This window comes from Ilumatobacter sp. (genome assembly GCF_049588435.1).
Lineage (GTDB): Bacteria > Actinomycetota > Acidimicrobiia > Acidimicrobiales > Ilumatobacteraceae > Ilumatobacter_A.
Map to the genome: position 1 here is coordinate 1 of NZ_JBAVYV010000100.1, position 2,072 is coordinate 2,072.

1 protein-coding gene is annotated in these 2,072 nt (G+C 66.6%); it reads left to right on the forward strand.

The genetic code is table 11. From position 1 onward, the window contains the following. Nucleotides 1-35: 35 nt before the first annotated feature. Nucleotides 36-2,072 (forward strand): esterase-like activity of phytase family protein (locus WBV89_RS03740; protein WP_423980002.1); only part of this gene is annotated, 2,037 nt, incomplete at its 3' end.

Below are 2,072 nucleotides of genomic sequence, written 5' to 3' on the forward strand. Positions count from 1 at the left end.
AACACACCATCACAATCGTGGAGGACTGAACTCACATGGCTTCTATAGAAGGGGCTCGTCGAGCCCCCGGCGTCGTCTTCGGCGCCCTCATCGCGATCGCAGCATTGCTGCTCGCCATCATGCCGACGGGGGCCGATGCGGCCGTCCGCACCGGCGGGTTCGAGCGTGTCAGCACGTTCGAGGTACAGGACAACGCAGGCAGCGAGGTCGCTGAGATCGTCGCCGCATCCGACGACGGCAACACGCTCATCTACACCGACAGCGCGGCCGGCGCACTCGGGTTCGTGGACATCACCGACCCCGCGGCTCCCGTTGCGGCTGGCCTGCTCGAGCTCGGTCTGGACAGCGATCTCGTCGACATCGACGGCGACGAGCTCCAGATTCTCCGTGAGCCCACGTCGGTCGCCGTCGCCGGGGGCTTCGCCCTCGCTGGTGTCAACATCTTCCCGGACGGTGACGAGACGGTGACCGCGCTCGGCTACCTCTTCCCCCGCGGGGAGCTCGCCGTGGTGGACATCGCCACCCAGACAGTCGTTCGCTCCATCCCGCTGGGTGGTCAGCCCGATTCGGTGGCCGTCAGCCCCGACGGACGCTACGCCGCGGTTGCCATCGAGAACGAGCGGAACGAGGAACTCGGCGACGGTGAGCCGGAGCAGTATCCCGGTGGGTACGTCGTGGTCGTGGACCTGAGGACGCCATCCGATCCCACTACCTGGGTTACGACTCTCGTCGATCTCGACGGCGTCGCCGACCTCTACCCGACCGATGCCGAGCCGGAGTTCATCGACATCAACCGCGGCAACATCGCCGCCGTCTCGCTCCAGGAGAACAACCACATGGTGTTCATCGACCTGGCGACCGCGACCATCATCGAGGATTGGGCGGCGGGCTCGGTGGATCTCACCGATGTCGACACGATCGAGGACGGCATCATCGACCCGGCCGGTAGCCTCGAAGACGTCCCCCGTGAACCCGACTCCATTGCATGGGTCGGGAACCGTGTCGCCACGGCCAACGAAGGCGATCTGTTCGGCGGCTCACGCGGTTTCGCCATGTTCGACACCCGTGGGAATGTCACCTACGACGCCGGTTCGGCGTTCGAGCACGTGGCGACCAGCATCGGTCACTACCCGGAGAGCCGCTCCGAGAACAAGGGCTCCGAGCCCGAGGGCATCGAGTACGGCGAGTACCGAGGGGCGGTCAACGGCCAGTTCCTCTTCGTCGGCTCCGAGCGGGGCAGCTTCGTCGGGGTCTACGACGTGCGGAAGCCTGATCGTCCGCAGCTGATGCAGGTGCTGCCGACCGGGCTGGCCCCTGAAGGGATGTTGGCGATCCCGTCCCGCGACCTGTTCGTGGTTGCATCCGAGGCGACCGAGGGCTTCTACCGCTCGGCGATCTCGCTCTACGAACTGCTGCGCGAAGAGGTGCCGTCGTACCCGACCATCCACTCCGGCGTCGATGATGCCGGCCTCCCGATCGGGTGGGGGGCGCTCTCCGGGCTCACCGCCGATCCCGTGGACGCCGACACGTTGTACGCCGTCCAGGACAGCTACTACTCGGAAAGCGTGATCTTCTCCGTCGACGTGTCGGTGACGCCGGCACTCATCACCGAGAAGCTCGCCCTCGTCGATGACGCGGGTGAGCCGCTCGGCTACGACCCCGAAGGTGTCGCCGTCGCCGCCGACGGTGGTTGGTGGGTCGCCAGCGAAGGCGCGGCCGAGCCCGGAGCCGACGACTTCACGCCGAACCTGCTGCTCGATGTTGCCGCCGACGGCACGGTCGTCGAGATCGGGCTGCCCGATGACGTCGTCGCCGAGCAGAAGAGCAACGGTTTCGAAGGCGTTGCCTCCGTCGGTACCGGCGCTGACGAGCAGGTGTATGTCGCCTTCCAGCGGGAATGGAAGGATGATGCTTCCGGGCTCGTCAAGATCGGTCGGTACACGCCGGGCGATGGCACCTGGGCGTTCTTCCACTACCCGTTGGACGCACCCGAGTCCGCTGCGGGCGGCTGGGTCGGGTTGTCAGAGATCACCGCGATCGACGACACGACGTTCGCCATCGTCGAGCGGGAC